The following is a 16,028-nucleotide window of genomic DNA, read 5'->3' as shown; positions in this document are numbered from 1 at the left end:
GTTTCTCTCAGAGCTCGATAATCGGGCTGGGGTTGGAGCGCGACACCACCAGGGTCAGGTTGCGGCTGGCTCGACTGATCGCGACGTAGAGCAGTCGGCGATCCTTTTCGCGGAAGGTCGTCCCGTCGCAGGGCATAATCACCACGTTAGGGGCTTCCAAGCCCTTGGCTTTGTGAATCGTGCTAACGGCGCGCAGGGGCGGCAAGCGTCGAGTATGGGCATGGTGGCGCGACTGTTCCGCTAGGCCGGACCGCGGATCCGTTGCTGCTCCAAGACGCACCGCTTCCCAGAACTCCCTGGGATAGTCGATGTGAACGGATGCGAACTCGGTTTTGAACTTCGTTGCGCGCTGCAGATCTTGCAGGAACGCGCCGACACCTGCATGATTGGGTCGCTCTACGATCCGGCGTGCCAACGACTGGATGAGCGCCGGTTTTCTCCGGGCCGGCTTGGCGCAACCGCTGGCGACCTCGTCGCAGAAGCGCGTCGCGAACTGACTGTCGGAAAAGCCCGTGCAAACCGCTTGGACAAAGGCCACCGCAGCCTTGGAGACGGCAGCGGCGTCATCGCAGGCGGCAAGGCTCTGCACGAGCGTTGGCAGCGCCGACCGGGTGTGTCCCTCCCAGATCGGCATGGATCGACCGAGAAAGGCTCGGATCGCCTGAACCGTTTCGTTGTGGTGCGAGAGGATCAGCAGGGGCTGCCCCCCCTTGAACGCAGGATCGAGCGGCCGCCGGTCCTGAGCGTCGAGTTGGAAGCCAAGGTTTCGTTGCGCGGTGTTGTCGGCGAAGACGACCTTGAGGCCGCGTGGCAGCTTGCCCGTCAGGCGCAGTTTTCCACCAGCAGCCAAGCTGGTGCGGCTTTCCAGAATCCAGCCCCCAAGCTCTTCGCCGCCGCCCGTCCAGCGGTGGGGAACATCGAGCGATTCCGCGACATCGGCCGCAGCACGAAAGGCAGCCAGGCGGCTGTCGTCGGCTTGGCCCTGCGCCTCCGTCGCGCCCCCGCCATAGATCCGTTGCATCGGATCGAAGAAGGCTCGGACCCTGGCGCCGGCGCCGCGCAGGGACTCGATGACGGCGTGCTGTTCGGCGCTTGCGTCCTGGTGCTCGTCGCAGACCACGATCGGATAGCGGCGCGCCAACATGTCGGCGATGAACGGACGACGCTTTAGCAGGCCCGCCGCCCAACGGCTGTTGCGGTCATAGTCGGGCAAAGCGCCCGGGACGAGACCCGGTTCCGGATAGGCCTCGGCGATCTGGCTGATCAGGCTGTCGATGGTCCGGATTTCCAACCCGGACAGGCCTTTCGTGCGATCAGCGAATACATCGCAGGCAGCATGGGTATGCGTCAGGATGAGAAGGCGCCCTGCGCCTAGTGTCGAGCTGACCTCGGCTGCGAAGGCGGCGCCTTGGAACGTCTTCCCGCATCCGCCCGGCGCTTCGACCACGACCAACTTCGCGGTTGACCTGAGCGCGGCGGCGACCGCCGCGTCAGCCATTTGCCGTCGCCTTCGGCGTCCTCGCGGTCAGCGCCGTGAGCGCGTCGATCAAGGGCTGCAGCTGGGGCTTCACCTCGACCATGGCGCCCAGGACGTAGGCTTTGTCCGCCAACTCTCGACCGCCTTCGAGGCTCTTGAACCAGCGCTTGCCGTGCTTCTTCCAAGTCTTGGCCTCCTTCTTCGGGGCCCCGTCTGAAACGCCGCTCGCAGCGGCGATGATCAGGGCGCGCAGGCGATCGCCAGCGACGGTTTTGACGGTGGCAAAGTCGTGCTTGGGGAACTCGGCCGTGGGTTCGAGGACCTTAAGCCGCTCGACTAAGGTGGCGAGCCGGGGTTGGGTATGGATGTCGTCAGGATCGACGAGCAACGCCTCCAGCTTGTCGTCACAAATGTGGGCGATGACGTTGGCTTCGGTGCAGCCCGAGGGCCACTGGAACAGAAGGTCGCCCATCGCAGACTTCAGATTACTCCAGCGTGTGGCGTTGTCGCCCTCACAGTCGACGAATGCGGCGAGGCCGAGTTTGGCTTTGGTAAACTCCTCCAGCAGTTCAAGCGTGAAGGTGTTGCCTTGACCGTCGCAGAGGCGAACCCCCAGGTCGAGCAGGTCCGTCGCGATTTCTCGCTGAAGCACCTCTCTGACGAAGCCGACCTCGGTTGGCCCTTCGCCCACCAGGGTTAGGCGCGACAGGAAAGCTTCTGGATCCCGCTTTTGCAGCTGAACCGAGCGCGGACCGGAAAGCTCGGCGATGACATGGCCCTGGCTGAGATACCAGATCGTCGCTGGCTCGGCGGCGACCAGGGCCGGCGCGCTGTGCGTGGTCATCACGACCTGGGATGGACCCGCTGCCAGCTCGCTGACGAGCTTGCGTTGGCGATAGGGCTCGAGGCCACGCTCGGCCTCGTCGACCAATGTAATGGGGCAACCGGACCGGCAGGCCTGGGCGACGGCCAAGGATGCTAGACGGCGAGTCCCCGAGCCCCAACTCGACAGCGGTAGGCGACTTTCTTCAATGGCGGCGGTCAGTCCGATCAGAGCGCTGATCGACTGGCCCTGGACCGCGCTGAGGCCAAGCCCCAGGTCATGCGGCAGCGCGCGCTCGGCGAACGTCTCGTTCAGCTGCTTCATCGCCTCTTGCCCTTCGGTCTGGAGCTCAGCCTTCACATCGACGTCCGAGAAGGCCGAGGTCAGGCGTGAGCGCAGCGCCTTGTCGCTGAGCAGCCGATCCAGTGCCGAGCCCTGCACAAGGCGGAGGTCGCGATCGTTCCGATCATCACCGCCCAGACGTACCAGGCCGATCTCTCGACGGAGCGTCGGCGAGAATATGTCGGTGCTGTCGTTCGGATTGTGGATCGCATAGGTCAGGTCGAGCTCTTCGGAGCCGCTGACAGAGATCTTATAGACCGGCGGCCTGACCGAACGCGCCGGTCCGCCTTCATCAGACTCTTGCGGTTTGCAGGCCTGTCGGCCATCCCACTCCCATGGGAACGCCGGACGCGACTGAGTGGCGATGCTGCTGTCCGGCGGCAGGCTGATTACGGCGCCGATGAAGAACCCGTCCTTGCGCTGACGTCGCCAATAGTCATTGTCAGACACAAGGGCAGTGTTGCTCGGATTGAGCAACAGGGCGATCGCTTCGAGGATGGTAGTCTTGCCGGCGTCGCCGCCGCCGAGGATCACGTTCAGGCCGGCTCTTAGGAACCAGTCGAATTTTTGGAACGCGCGATAGCGCTCGATTTTCAAACGGAGAATCGTGGCGCCTGCGACATCGACCAAAGTGTTCGTCTCCGTGTTCGGTTCTGCATCCATGCGCCGAATCTCAGTTTCCACATGATCAAGCTTCAAATTACCACAGCCGCCGCGCTGCGTTGCCAAGTTACCTGTAATATACACGCAGACGGCAATGATCGCCCAATGGGTGCAGGAGAGCAACTTGGCCCAATTCAGCGAGGAGGCGGTCCACGACTACCTGTTCAAGACTGGGTTAACCGACCTGGTCGACGAGGCCGCGGCGTTAGACGAAAAGCCTGTGGGCAACGAGGACGACTTCCAACTATGGCGAATCATCAAAGCGCGAACCCTGACCAAGCTCAAGAGACTGCACAATTCGGTTCGATTCGGAGAGTTTCTGGGCAGCAAGATTAAGCTGCCCACCGACCACACCCGCCCAATGGAGCTCGATCTGCTCGGACACCATGAGGACGGGCTCTTCATTCTCGAGCTAAAAGTGGACCGTGCGGCAGAGCGCAACGCGTTTTCCGAACTGTTCGCCTACAGCAATTACGTCGCAGGCATGTTCGCCTTGTCCGGCCACAAAGACATCACTAACGTCCTGGTCTCGACGATGGACGTGAAGATCACCCGCCAAGCCTATCTATATGACCGCCGACGTGCTCGAAAGCCTGAGGCTGCAGCTCCACGTGCTGAGCGACGATGAGTTCAAGCGCTTCACCAACCAGCTCCTGTCGCACGATGCCATGGGCTGCGTCGTAATCACCGTCGACGACATACCAGGCTGGATCGACAACAAGGAGGAAGACGGCTCGCCGAATGAGTGGACGCGAAAGCACCTTACCGGGCTCAGCAATTATGCAGCCCAGTTGATGGAAGAAGAACGGCTGCACGGCTTCTGCTTCGTTAGGAAGTTCTGGAACTCAATTCCTTGGTCGGACCGGAGCAGCCTATTTATCTGCGCTCTGAACCCTTTCCGCCTGGCCGAACCCGAGCGGGCCAACGCAATCACCGAACAACTGGATGAAGAGCTTCATCCAAAGCTCTTCGAGGCCCACTCTACGCCTTCAATGGACGGTTGATCCGGCTCGCTCAACGCGTCGCCAACGATGGCCTGACGCATGGCGGCCATGGCGAGATCGAATTGCCATTGTGGAGCGCGGTCGCCACCTCCGTGAGGGAGGTGGCGATTTCGCACAACTTCGCCTTCCGGCCGACAGGGATGATGCGCGAGGCCTATGTCAGCTACCTCAACGCCATCTATGCACGGAATGCGTCAGATGTCGACTATCAGGAGGATGTCTCCAAGCTGAAGGTCAACGAGATCTCCAACTGGTTGCGGGCGTGGATGTTCATGGAGATGTGCGGCTTCCAAGCCGGCGAGATCCCTGAGACAGAGGAAGACGACGACTAGGCGTCGCCTGGCTAGCCAAAACCAACGCACGGGTCGGGTCGCGTGGGCGACGACGGTGCCCGAGCTGCGAGGGAGCGCTTGGCGCACTCCGCGAAGGGATGGCCGGAGGCATCTCCTCCTACGCGGCGAAGCGTGGTGCGTCGCCGCGTTCCCGATTTTCGTCACCAGTCGCCTCTAGTAGGACGAGTAATATCTTATTTTGCCGGCGTTTTTCAATTCCGTTTCATTCTGGCGGAGAGGGAGTCCGCAAATCTCAAGGGATTCTTCCTTGATTGACAGATAGTTGGCGCCGTTCAACGCTGGCGTTCCCGCAGCATCACCCCTGTCGTCACGGCGGATTGGAGCGAATACGGACGGACAATTGTGGCCAAATTCTTAAGACGAAGAGAAGTGCTACCAAATCCTTTTTAGACCGCCAGCCGCCGACGAGCGGTTTACATCGAGAAATGCTTGGAGTGATCTTACGAGCACCAACCGGCGACGCCCTACAGCTGTAGTAGCGATTTGCCCCGCTCCTATTTATTCGTGAAGCTTCGTGCGCCCCAAGCCGGTCGCCTCGCATACTTCGTTGATCGTGCAGGTGAGCCGTTGGGCAAATGGAATGGTGTTCGACACTTCAGATTTCGAGGCAGATGTACCAACTCGTGACTGTTCGCTTCCATTCTTTCGGTGCTGACTCTGTCTCAAGGTCTCCCTCCCACTCTCGTAAGACGCGAAGAGACGAGGATGGCTATAGGACAATTAACGTCAATGCGGACAACCGAGGGCTTTCGCGTGCGCTAGCGGGCCGCAACGGTCGCTTAAGCGCGTCCGGACTGCAAAGTCGTCGCGTGTCGCAGATTTGCCGATTGGAACGCGAGGCGGGCTGCGGCATCATAGGGGCATGGCGAAGCAATAGCGCCTATCTTCGTCGACCGTGGCGCGCCACACATTCAATAATTCTCCTCCAAGTCGGGAAGCGCCCGCAACACATCTCGCCCAGCTAACGATTTGATTGCGTTCAGCGCAAAGGGGGCCTTAGCCCCAATTTGATTTGGTCGTCACAAGCCAAGTGGTGTGCCTGCATTGCAAACGTGGATACCTGACGCCGTCGATTGGGGGCAGGGGTCATAGATTTGGGGCTGCTTAGGCCTTCGGGCTCCTGAGCCTCACACCTTCGCCTTTTTGGTTCGCATCGAGAAATTCTATGCCGGCCTTGACCAAAGCTTCCCGAACAGCCTGCACCGTACGAGCGTAAGATTTAAGAACCGAGCGCGGGGTGAGGTGGCCTTGAGAAGAATTCGGACAGCGCCGACAATAAAGATCGCCGAACCGAAAAAGCTGAGACCGACCCTCTCGCTCGTCGGACACTCCAGCTGACAGCGGACTTCTCGGTCGAACTGATACCGACTGAGGTGACAAGATGGGTCGTTCTCAATAGAGTCACGATGCCTGCCTTACATTTGGCTGCCGCCGATAGCCGCTAGGCAGCCTAGAGAATTCAGCGGAGCGCTGTATCCGCCTCCTTGGCATCAATCAGGCCAAATCCCAATTGGTTATCGAAGCTAGTTGATGGTGCCAATGCGGACGCCGCGGCGACGAGTGTCGCGCCCATTTGGGCAGAGCTGATAGCTGGGAAAGCTTCCAGCAACTGCGCGCAAACGCCGGTCACGTGCGGTGCGCTCATGCTCGTACCAGTTTTCTCGACTCGAACCGCGAATACGGCCCCGGCACCGCCAGCCGGGTTTGGCTGATTTCCCAGCGCTCCGGAAGACCAGACCCTGAAACCAGGCGCAACGAGATCTGGCTTGTTCCGTCCATCGCGGGTGGGGCCGCGACCGGACGCTGACACGCCAGCCCCGCCGAGATGGTCGTAATTTCCTACGGTAATGCCGCGACGAATGGTACCTGGAGGGTTAAGGGTCCCATCGGCTGCAACGAAATTCCGAAAAAGGGACTGATCGGCATAATTATTCGCCGCGTCCCGCAAATCGCGCTCGATCCAGGCGTCGATCCTGCCATCTTTGATGTTGCTCGGATCGTGGGCCTCAATGCAGACTTTCCATACGCCACTCGAGAGCGTCGCGCCCGCCTGGGCTGAATCGACGTGGATGTGCACATAACTGGCGCCGTTGAGCGGATGGAATCGCTGCGAAGAGACCGTCACGATTTCATTGCCCAAAGGAAAGCGCTGCGTGTCGTCGGCGCCAGGAATGATCTTGGAGGTGACTAGGCTGGAACCTTGGGGATGCTCGACCCAGATGCGGAAACGATCGCGAGAGGAGGACCAAAGCTCCAATTCGTTTGGCGTGCGATCATGCCTCCCGCTTCGACCAAACTGCCATTCCAAAGTGCAACGTGGATCGCCAGCCGTGAGCACCACGACGGCGTGGCAGTCCCAATCAACTTCGTTTCCCGCCGATTTGACCAATACACGTCCGTTCGCTTCGAGCATGCGGTCAATCGTCCGTTCCACCACGCTTTCGCTGTCGTGGGCGCCACCATTGTTGCCCAGACTGACATTCACGACGCACGGCCGCTTCCCCGCTTTTTCAAAGATATATTTAATCGCTTCCGCGACGCGATCAGAGCTGGTCAGTGTGGTGCCCGGAATTTTGACCGCCTCGACATAGATGATGTCGGCATTGGTCGCTACCCCGACATATTTCGCCGCCGGAAAGACACCGCCGGCCGGATTGGGGCCGGTCGAGCTGCCGTTACCGACTGCGATCCCGGCGACGTGAGTCGCATGCGATCCCGGATTGCAGCGATGACGCAGGGGCGGACCGCCGGCCAAGTCACCATCGATGGTTGTCTTGTCATACTCGACGCCATAGCCGTATGCGGCCGGCGACTTCTCAGTCCCGACGGGGCGAAGGGACTGGTCCCAGATCGCGAGGATCCTGGTGTGCCCGTTGACTTGGAAATCCTCAAGCTTCCAATCCATTCCACCTCTATCGACAAAGCCGACCACTACGCCGAGGCCCGTCAACGCGGCACCTCCCGACGGAGGGCTCGACAATACATTGGCTTTGGTAGCTGGCACCGACGTATCAAGGTCCTCGCCCATCGGCCTCGGGGCCTCGACATAGACAACCGACGGGTACTCTGCGAGCCACCGAAGCGTATCCAGATCAGCTTCGACAATGAACACGCTCTCGTTAATTTGCACCGCGTGCCCGGTAAACTCCGGCAGGCCTGTGCCCGGCTGCAACAGCACGAATGCTCGGTGGTTAGGTCCGTTCGGATGCAAAGTCTCCGGCCAGTTTCGAGATTCCTCGGAATCTCGCCAGTCCGACGGGATTCGGCTAGCGGCTGCCGTCTCAACACGCGGATCCAGTCGCCTCACATTCGTCATGATGTCCCCCGTCTACCCCCGCATGGTTACCGACCAGAGCGGATCGGCCGGCGGCCTCCCCGCGATCGCCGCGAGTGCCGGCACACGAGGATGTTGCAACCCAAGTCGGGCCACGGCGGATTCGAGCAATGCAACTCCGTCGCGGAACAACGGCAATCCGGCATCGAGTGCCGCAGCGTAAGACGCGGCAGCACCTGCTTTTCCGACCTGCTCCAGCACCCAGCCGTGAAGGATATGGCTGTCCGGCAGCAATCCAAAAAACCTGACGAGGTTTGCTGACGCCTCCTCCAGACTTCGAAGAGTATAGCTTCTTTGGAGGGCGTCGCCGCGCCGACGGCCCAGATAGCCGCCAAGGCAGCCTGCCACGGGATCACGCCACTTGTCCCACAACAGCAAATCGATCTCGGGCGCGGTCGGGCTAATGCGGCCGTTGGCAACGGCGCGCTGCATCAGTTCGATGCGCCTCAGTGCCGCGAAGTTGCTGTCGGCGAACTCCTGGTCACGGAAACTCCTCTCCTGCGCCTGTGGACCGGTCACAGCCGGCATATAGAGATGAACGTCGATCCGCCCGTCGCGATCGCGCGTGATGACCAGCAACGTAACCCGACCGGGCAGGACCACGAGTGGCAGTGTCAATTGAGACGCAGACTGCCCGACGTCTTGCAAGGTGAGTTGACAGGCCCCCGGTGCGCGGGCGAAGGCCGCGGTCGCGATCTCAGCGTTGTCCGGGAGGCGACCCAACGCTTGCGATGCTTCCGAGGTGCCGTCAAGCGACCAGACGCCGACCCGTAACCGGCCGATCCAGTCCGTGCCGTCATCACTGCCTGCGACGATCTGTACACCGCTAGCCGCGCCGGTGATTGCGGAAAAGGCCGGAATGCCGACAGCGCGAAGCCGCTGTCCGAACTTTGATCCGGTCTCTGCGGCGGCCGCGGCCGATAGCGCCAGCACGGTGGACAAACGGAGCGATGCCGACGGGCCCACGCTCGCCGACACCGACACGGTCCCGTCCTTCTCCCGCCGGAATCCAACGGTCTCGATCAAATGCTGCAGGAGCGGACTTGCCGGGGGCGGCGCGGTCACCGCGACGTGAAGCGATTGGTGCTTGCCGACCTGCACCAGTTCTTCGGTGGCCTCTCCTTCCGGGGAGAGCAGTCTTGCGCGATAGAAGCCCGGCGGACAGGGCGCCAATCTGACGGCCCAACGATGGGTTTCAAGCACGCGACCTGCTTCGTCGGCGATTTCGACTGTCGCGAGACGGTCACCCGATTCGACCGTCAAGGAGCTCGGCGCGACCGAAAAGCTGGTTGCTCTTGCCCAGGATTCATCAGCATCGACATCGAGGGACTCTGCTGTGTCATCGTTCCAAAGCTCTCGTCGCTCGCCCGCTTGAGTGATGATCTTCGCCGGCGAACGAGCGAGTGTAATGTCGATCTCACATGGTTCGTAGAGATCGACGGATCTGACGTTGCCGACACGCTCCCAGCCATCGGCCTCGACGTCGACGCCATACAAACGCGGCGTCAGATCGAAGCACACGGGCAAGCCTTTTATCGGCTTCGGCTCGCGCTTGATCTCACCGGAGAGGTCTCGCACCAGCACACTGCTGTGCCCCAGCGCGTCCTTGGGCGCCAATTTTACACTCAACCGCACCTGCCCGAACCCCTCCGGCGGCTTGCTTGCCAGGATTGGGTCTTCGCCAGCCGTCTCGCCGAAACGGCGCGGCGTCTGGATGAACGCCCCAGCTTTGAGCTTGCGAGCCGTTACGACGCCATGCACGTAACTGAACAATGTACTCCAGCGGATGACATACGCTGCATTGTTCGAATCCCATCGCTTGGCGCTTCCTTCACCGCCAAGGCCGTCGAGCAGAGCCTGCGTGAACGCACCTCGTTCGTCGACTTCGTTGGCCTTCAACATAGGCGCTGTTGCGTACATTCCGAACTGCGGGCTCACCGGAGGCTGCGCAGCGCGCGGTTTGGGGTAACTGCCCAGGATGCGATCCGAGCCGAACGGCGCATTGCGGCAGCCGTCGATGAAGAAGAATTGCTCCTTGAATTGTGTTGACTGGAAGAGGTCGAACAGCGCCTGGACCGTTAGGGAGTTGTCCGTCAGCAATTCAGTGAAATCGGCAAAAGCCATTCCACTCTGGTTTGTCGCATTGATCCGCGCACTGAGACCGTGGCCGGAAAAATGGAAGAAGAAGCGGTCGCCCCGGCCTCGGCTCTTCGCGAGCACGCGCTCGATGACGGTGATCGCATTGGCGCGGCTGGCGGGAAGTGATTTGATGTCGCCCAGGTTCCGACCTGGTTTGGGACTGAGCAGCAGGAACAATTGCCGTTCGGACACCGCGCCGCCTGCGGGATCGAGCAGCCATTTGCGCATCGCCAAGGCGTCGTTCACCGCGCCATTGAGGCATGCCTCGGCCACGTCGTACTGATCGATGCCGATAACGACAGCCCAATTGTCCGGCGCCGGGCTCATGTATTGCCGATGCGCAGCATGGCCGCGCGACGCGTGAGTGCCTTGGCGCCGTCGGGCAGCCCGGACGACTTCAGCTCCCTTGCCGCCATGGCGCCGGCCTCCAGTGGCTCGAACGACGTGTAACGGCCGTCCTCGTAGAACAGGCGGACGGCTTGAAAGCCGAATACCAGCGGAATCTTGCCCTCGTAGGTGATCTTCGCGCTGGTGTCCTGGGCCGCCGACACCGACACATTGGCGCCAACGATCTCCTTAATCTCCGGTACCTTGAGCGTGACATCGGTACCCGAGCTGTCCTTGCTGGTGACGGTGATCTTGCTCGACTTGATGGTGGCGTTGACGACATAAATCTCGTCCGCTTCGAGCAACTGCATCACCCCCCGCGCCGACGGATCGACGTCGGCAGCGCCAAAGAACTTGTCCAGCGCCGCGATCTCGACCTCGTCTCTTTGGGTATCAGTGAACTCGAACGTCACCTTGGACGCGCCTTTGTAGGCGACGTCGAGTCCGAGCTTGCCGGCGCCCATTGCGCCGAGCACGGTGCCGAGCACGCTCAAGCCGAGACCGATGCTGAGTGTGCTCGCTTGCTCTCCGGCCAAAGTGGGGCCCGCCAGATTGAGCTTCAGCGGCGGCACGCCGACGGGACCGGACTTCATGATGGTCTCGAGTTCGCCGAGATTGGTGAGCTCTCCTCCATGATCCGAGAGGATTTGCAGGGGCCGCATGTCGGGCCGCGGTAGACGAACCACGCTGAAGCCCAGGCCCTTAAGGTAGGTGATCGTGGGATCGCTACAGATTGGCATTGTCTAGGTTCCTCCCTCCATTTGATATCGACACTATTGTTCTTATACAATTTTAAGCATCAACCGTACCATGACGCAACTCGAAGAATCCGGAGTTCATCCCTCGGAAAACGTGTCGCGAGGGTCGCCCCCGGCATCGGAAGCAGCAGCTCAATCCATGCGGCCCACCCAACATTTTGACCGCGGCGTCCGCCGGCCGATCGCGCGGCGCATGAGGCGTGGCGACAATGGCCCTGCTCCGTCCGTGCCACTGTTTGCAGTCTCATCTCGCTGGCGGCGATCGCGCGCCGAGACACTAAAGATATGGTTCTACACGCCTAATCAGCCTTCGGCGCTACGGCGACGGTCCCCAACTTCAGCGTCAGAATCGTCGGCGAGCGATAGCTGTGGCCGAACGCGGACAGCACCGGACCTGGCCACCCACGAAGGGCGGCGACTCGATCTGAGAGGACGGAAAAAAGATGTTGCCCATTCGCCGACCGCTCCTGCCCTCCTCATCTCCTTGCTCAGACACCTCCGACCGAACAGCTTTAAGCTCCTGGATAGGTGACGCAGTGGCCGAACGACAGGTTAGTTCGACATTTGCCTGCGGTGTGTGAGCTGCTTCACTCTCGGATTCTAAAAAAGCCCCGGAGATCCCTTACGAAAACGACTTCGATGCAACGAATCGGCCTGCACCTACGCAATGATTACTATCGTCGCTAACTCATCATCCAGGCTGAAGATTCATTGCTTTCAAAGGGTTAATTAAACCCTGCCAGACGGACGGTTGGAAGCTCCGGATGACTGAAACAACACTAAGGTGGAGCGACCGGCGCAACCGACTTTGCGGTCGATGCCTCAAGCGGGAAACGCAGCTGTCGCCGAAGCAGCTGACACGAAGGAGCAAGTCCTGCGCCATATCTTGACAATGCCAACGGACAAACCGTTGAGTTTGCAGAGGCGCCAGTATCCCGATTGTCCCCGCGCGTGCATCAGAGACCAATCACTGGAGCAGTTCGACCTATTGCCTTGCGTGTCGTCGGTCCATTGCAAAAGCCTGTTTCCCCTTCGCGGCCCACAGGGCTCGCACCCGTTCGCCCCGATCACCTTTGAGTTTGTCGGCGCTCCATAGCAGGGCGCCGAAGATCATGGCGCGGTCGTCGCCGGTTAGCTCCACGATACCGGATTTAACGACAAGTCCGCCGAGTTCGATGAGGTGCCGCGTGCGTTTGCGGCGCTCGACCTGCCATGTTCGCATGTCATGTCGCGCTCTTGCGGCTTGATGCCGGTTGCGCGCCGCTTGGTTGCGTAGGAGCGCCGTACGTGTTGCGGTCAGCTTTTTGTGCATTTCGCCGCGCCCGACTTTGAAAGAACGCGGCCCCGCGTTTGGCCCATGCCTCCCTCTTTCCGGCCTCTTTCGTCTCGGCCAGCACGATCAGCGCGCCCGCCAGTTCGTTTGTGCTAAGCGCGTCTGCCTCCGTGGCGATGACAAGTTCGCCGAGCTGTTTCACCTTGCGGCTCTTGAGGTCACGCGCCTTATCCCCAAGTGCCTTCAGTTCGGCATCGAATTCCCGTGGCTTGCGCATCGGTCTCTCCATGAGTGTTGATGGAGAAATGATAGTCGAGGCCCTGGCGCAATGCTGTAAGGTCGTCAGGACAGCCTGGGACGCGGTAGTCCCTCCCGAGATTTTTTCGAGGGAGGGCGCGCTTATACGTCGTTCCGACGTGCGCTTCGCTATGCCAGTGATTGGCTCGCGATGGCGATCTATCATCTTCACGTCAAGGTCATTGGCCGGAAAGCCGGGAGCAGCGCGGTGGCATCGGCGGCCTACCGCTCGGGCTCGCGGCTGCGCGACGAGCGGCTCGGCCGTGAGCAGGATTTTTCCGCGAAGCGAGGCGTCGTTCATTCTGAGGTGATACTGCCGGAGAATGCGCCGGAGGCATGGAGCGACCGGGAGCGGCTTTGGAACGATGTCGAAGCGTTTGAAGTGCGCAAGGACGCGCAGCTTGCCCGGGAGGTCGAGTTCGCTCTTCCGCGCGAGCTGAGTGAGGCGCAGGGCATCGAGCTTGCCCGGGACTTCGCTCAGAGCGAGTTCGTGGGTCTGGGCATGGTTGCCGACCTTAATGTGCACTGGGATAGGGCCGAGGACGGACTGCCCAAGCCCCATGCTCATGTCATGCTGACCATGCGCGCGGTCGACGAGAACGGCTTTGGCCAAAAGGTGCGGGATTGGAATCGCACGGAGCTTGTTGAGCGCTGGCGCAAACGCTGGGCGGAGCTCGCCAACGAGCGCCTGGCCGAGCTCGACATCGACGCGCGGATCGATCATCGCAGCCTGGAAGCTCAGGGCATCGCGCTGGAGCCGCAAAGCCAGATTGGCGCGCCGGCCAAACGCATCGAGGGTCGTGGCATCGGAGGTGAAGGGGTCGAGGCCGACCGTGCCGAGATGCACCGCGAGATCGCGCGGAACAACGGCGCGCGGATCATCGCTGATCCCGCCCTTGGACTGGACGCCATCACCCAGCAGCAATCGACCTTCACACGCCGGGACCTGGCTAAGTTCGCGCACCGGCACAGTGACGGGCTCGACCAGTTCAATGAGGTGATGGGCGCAATGCAGGGAGCGCCCGATCTGGTCGAGCTGGGCAAGGATGGGCGTGGCGAGGACCGGTTCAGCAGCCGCGGAATGATCGAGGCAGAACAGCGGCTGCACCGTGCCGCCGAACTGATGGCGGAACGGGAACGCCATCAGGTGCGAGATGCGGACCGCTTAGCCGCTTTGGCGCGGGCGGAAGAGCGCGGCCTGGTACTTTCGGCCGAGCAGGCAGAGGCACTGGCGCATGTCACGAATGGACGCGGTCTCAGCGTCGTGGTGGGCCACGCCGGGACGGGAAAGAGCGCAATGCTGGGGGTGGCGCGGGAGACGTGGGAAGCAGCGGGCTTCGATGTCCGCGGTGTGGCGCTGTCCGGCATTGCAGCCGAAAACCTCGAAAGCGGATCGGGCATTGCGTCGCGCACGATCGCCAGCCTGGAGCACGGCTGGGGACAGGGCCGTGATCTGCTCAAATCGAGCGATGTGCTTGTCATCGACGAGGCGGGGATGGTCGGCACGCGACAGCTCGAACGCGTGCTGTCGCATGCGGCCGAGGCCGGCGCAAAGGTGGTGCTGGTCGGTGATCCGCAACAGTTGCAGGCCATCGAAGCCGGCGCGGCGTTCCGGTCGATTCATGAGCGTCACGGCAGCGCCGAGATCGGCGACGTGCGCCGTCAGCGCGAGGACTGGCAGCGCGACGCCACACGTGATCTGGCGACTGGCGAGGTGGGCCACGCGCTTGAAGCGTACCGCGCCCACGGCATGGTGCATGAAGCCGAGAGTCGCGACCAGGCGCGCGGCGATCTGATTGATCACTGGGATCGCGACCGGCAGTCATCACCGGATCGGAGCCGGATCATCCTGACCCACACGAACGACGAGGTCCGCATCGTGAACGAGGCAGCGCGCGAGCGGATGCGGGCAGCGGGCGATCTCGGCGACGAGGTGGGGGTGACGGTCGAGCGCGGCGCGAGAAACTTTGCCAGCGGGGATCGGGTGATGTTCCTGCAGAACGAGCGCGGCCTTGGCGTCAAGAACGGCACGCTCGGGACCATCGAGCAGGTCAGCGCGCAGTCCATGGCCGTGCAGACCGACGATGGCCGATCCGTGCGCTTCGACCTCAAGGATTACAACCGGATCGACCATGGCTATGCGGCGACGATACACAAGGCGCAGGGCATGACGGTCGACCGCGTCCATGTCCTGGCGACGCCCGGCATGGATGCCCACAGCAGCTATGTCGCCCTGTCGCGGCATCGCGACGAGGTGGACCTGCATTATGGTCGCGATGATTTTGCCAACGCAGACCGGCTCACCCGCGCCCTGTCGCGCGACCGCGCCAAGGACATGGCCTCGGATTATGAGCGCGCCGATCCGCTCCAGAGCTACGCCGAGCGGCGTGGGATCACCTTCCGCGAGCGCGTGGCCGAGATCGTGCGCCAGATTGTGCCCGAGATGCTGCGCGACATTGTCGACGGCCTGCGCTCTCCGGCTGATGTGGCGGGACCGGATCGCGGACGCAGGCCGGAACGGGCAACGCAGGAAAGGGAACGCAGCGGTCCCGCAGCCGAGCGACGCGAAGCCGAAGTATCGGCAAGCAACGTGGCGCAAGATCCCGAAACGGACGCACGTCGCATCCGGACACGAGCGCTGGTGCGCCGTGCCCGCGCAGTAGATGCGATCCTCTCGGCGCAGGAGACGGGCGACCGAGCGAGCAGCGAACAGGTGAGAGAGCTGCAAGAGGCACGTCGAGCCTTCGAGGAGGTGCGCCCCTTTGGCTCGCACGACGCCGAGGCCGCTTACAGGAAGAACCCGGAGCTGGCTCGCGAGGCGGCCGGTGGTCAGATCAGCCGGGCTGTGCGCGCGCTCCAGCTCGAAAGCGAACTGCGCACCGATCCGAGCCGCCGCGCCGACCGCTTCGTAAAGCGCTGGCAGAAGCTCGACCATGCCAGCCGGCGCCAGTATGAAGCCGGCGACATGTCCGGCTACAAGGCCACGCGCTCGGCGATGGGCGACATGGCAAAAAGCCTCGAACGCGACCCACAGCTGGAATCCATCCTCGCCGGCCGCAAGAACGATCTCGGCATCGGATTCGAATCAGGCCGCCGGCTCGGCTAGGATCTGGCCTTCGTCCATGGCATCGATCTCGGCAGAGGTCGAAGCCTTGGAATTTGACCCATCCCGTTTGCC

11 protein-coding genes are annotated in these 16,028 nt (G+C 61.8%); 4 read left to right on the top strand and 7 right to left on the bottom strand.

Features of this window, described 5'->3' with window-relative positions:
- Window positions 1-7: 7 nt before the first annotated feature.
- Entirely contained in the window at window positions 8-1,498 is a 1,491-nt protein-coding gene (locus tag BRADO_RS05850; RefSeq protein WP_063822874.1) for an ATP-dependent helicase, read from the bottom strand.
- Window positions 1,491-3,305 carry an ATP-dependent endonuclease gene (locus BRADO_RS05845; RefSeq protein ID WP_041756152.1) on the bottom strand — a complete coding sequence of 605 codons (1,815 nt, stop codon included), beginning with the start codon at window positions 3,303-3,305 and terminating at the stop codon, window positions 1,491-1,493. Before BRADO_RS05845 ends, BRADO_RS05850 begins: the two co-directional genes overlap by 8 nt.
- A 124-nt stretch (window positions 3,306-3,429) precedes the next feature.
- Here BRADO_RS05845 and BRADO_RS35595 point away from each other — a divergent pair, with 124 nt between their 5' ends.
- From BRADO_RS35595 to BRADO_RS35585, 3 genes are read left to right on the top strand one after another with little or no spacing between them, the layout of a single operon-like run.
- Window positions 3,430-3,933 carry a hypothetical protein gene (locus BRADO_RS35595; RefSeq protein ID WP_050780955.1) on the top strand — a complete coding sequence of 168 codons (504 nt, stop codon included), beginning with the start codon at window positions 3,430-3,432 and terminating at the stop codon, window positions 3,931-3,933.
- On the top strand, window positions 3,917-4,309 hold the full coding sequence (locus tag BRADO_RS35590) for a hypothetical protein (protein ID WP_197535375.1): 393 nt from the start codon (window positions 3,917-3,919) through the stop codon (window positions 4,307-4,309). The genes BRADO_RS35595 and BRADO_RS35590 overlap by 17 nt, the downstream gene beginning before the upstream one ends.
- Window positions 4,306-4,641: a hypothetical protein gene (locus BRADO_RS35585; RefSeq protein ID WP_011924384.1), complete on the top strand. Its 336-nt coding sequence runs from the start codon at window positions 4,306-4,308 to the stop codon at window positions 4,639-4,641. The genes BRADO_RS35590 and BRADO_RS35585 overlap by 4 nt, the downstream gene beginning before the upstream one ends.
- Before the next feature lie 1,480 nt (window positions 4,642-6,121).
- On the opposite strand, the gene BRADO_RS35695 is transcribed toward BRADO_RS35585, so the two are convergent.
- The 5 genes from BRADO_RS35695 to BRADO_RS05815 form a co-directional block, all read right to left on the bottom strand.
- Window positions 6,122-7,840: a S8 family serine peptidase gene (locus BRADO_RS35695; RefSeq protein WP_050780953.1), complete on the bottom strand. Its 1,719-nt coding sequence runs from the start codon at window positions 7,838-7,840 to the stop codon at window positions 6,122-6,124.
- A gap of 150 nt (window positions 7,841-7,990) precedes the next feature.
- On the bottom strand, window positions 7,991-10,462 hold the full coding sequence (locus tag BRADO_RS05830) for a caspase family protein (RefSeq protein ID WP_011924382.1): 2,472 nt from the start codon (window positions 10,460-10,462) through the stop codon (window positions 7,991-7,993).
- Complete coding sequence (locus tag BRADO_RS05825) at window positions 10,459-11,262, bottom strand: hypothetical protein (protein ID WP_157872517.1); 804 nt, start codon at window positions 11,260-11,262, stop codon at window positions 10,459-10,461. The genes BRADO_RS05830 and BRADO_RS05825 overlap by 4 nt, the downstream gene beginning before the upstream one ends.
- Window positions 11,263-12,265: 1,003 nt before the next feature.
- Window positions 12,266-12,502, bottom strand: coding sequence for a conjugal transfer protein TraD (locus BRADO_RS05820; RefSeq protein WP_011924380.1), 237 nt, complete (start codon window positions 12,500-12,502; stop codon window positions 12,266-12,268).
- 1 nt (window position 12,503) lies between these two features.
- A complete protein-coding gene (locus BRADO_RS05815; RefSeq protein WP_041757331.1) occupies window positions 12,504-12,830 on the bottom strand; it encodes a conjugal transfer protein TraD in 327 nt (108 codons plus the stop codon).
- 171 nt (window positions 12,831-13,001) lie between these two features.
- Between BRADO_RS05815 and traA the strand changes: the two genes are divergently transcribed.
- Window positions 13,002-15,956, top strand: coding sequence for a Ti-type conjugative transfer relaxase TraA (gene traA / locus BRADO_RS05810; RefSeq protein WP_011924379.1), 2,955 nt, complete (start codon window positions 13,002-13,004; stop codon window positions 15,954-15,956).
- Window positions 15,957-16,028: the final 72 nt, after the last annotated feature.

Origin of the sequence: Bradyrhizobium sp. ORS 278, assembly GCF_000026145.1 — a bacterium.
Classification (GTDB): Bacteria; Pseudomonadota; Alphaproteobacteria; order Rhizobiales; family Xanthobacteraceae; genus Bradyrhizobium.
Note: the sequence above shows the minus strand (reverse complement) of the source record. Positions and strands in the feature narration are given on the sequence as shown.

Bases quoted from the DNA above. Each gene is read 5' to 3' on its own strand.
- BRADO_RS05820 (WP_011924380.1), bottom strand. From the start codon at position 12,502: ATGCGAACATGGCAGGTCGAGCGCCGCAAACGCACGCGGCACCTCATC.
- BRADO_RS05850 (WP_063822874.1), bottom strand. From the start codon at position 1,498: ATGGCTGACGCGGCGGTCGCCGCCGCGCTCAGGTCAACCGCGAAGTTG.
- BRADO_RS05845 (WP_041756152.1), bottom strand. From the start codon at position 3,305: ATGGATGCAGAACCGAACACGGAGACGAACACTTTGGTCGATGTCGCA.
- BRADO_RS05825 (WP_157872517.1), bottom strand. From the start codon at position 11,262: ATGCCAATCTGTAGCGATCCCACGATCACCTACCTTAAGGGCCTGGGC.
- BRADO_RS05815 (WP_041757331.1), bottom strand. From the start codon at position 12,830: ATGCGCAAGCCACGGGAATTCGATGCCGAACTGAAGGCACTTGGGGAT.
- BRADO_RS05830 (WP_011924382.1), bottom strand. From the start codon at position 10,462: ATGAGCCCGGCGCCGGACAATTGGGCTGTCGTTATCGGCATCGATCAG.
- traA (WP_011924379.1), top strand. From the start codon at position 13,002: ATGGCGATCTATCATCTTCACGTCAAGGTCATTGGCCGGAAAGCCGGG.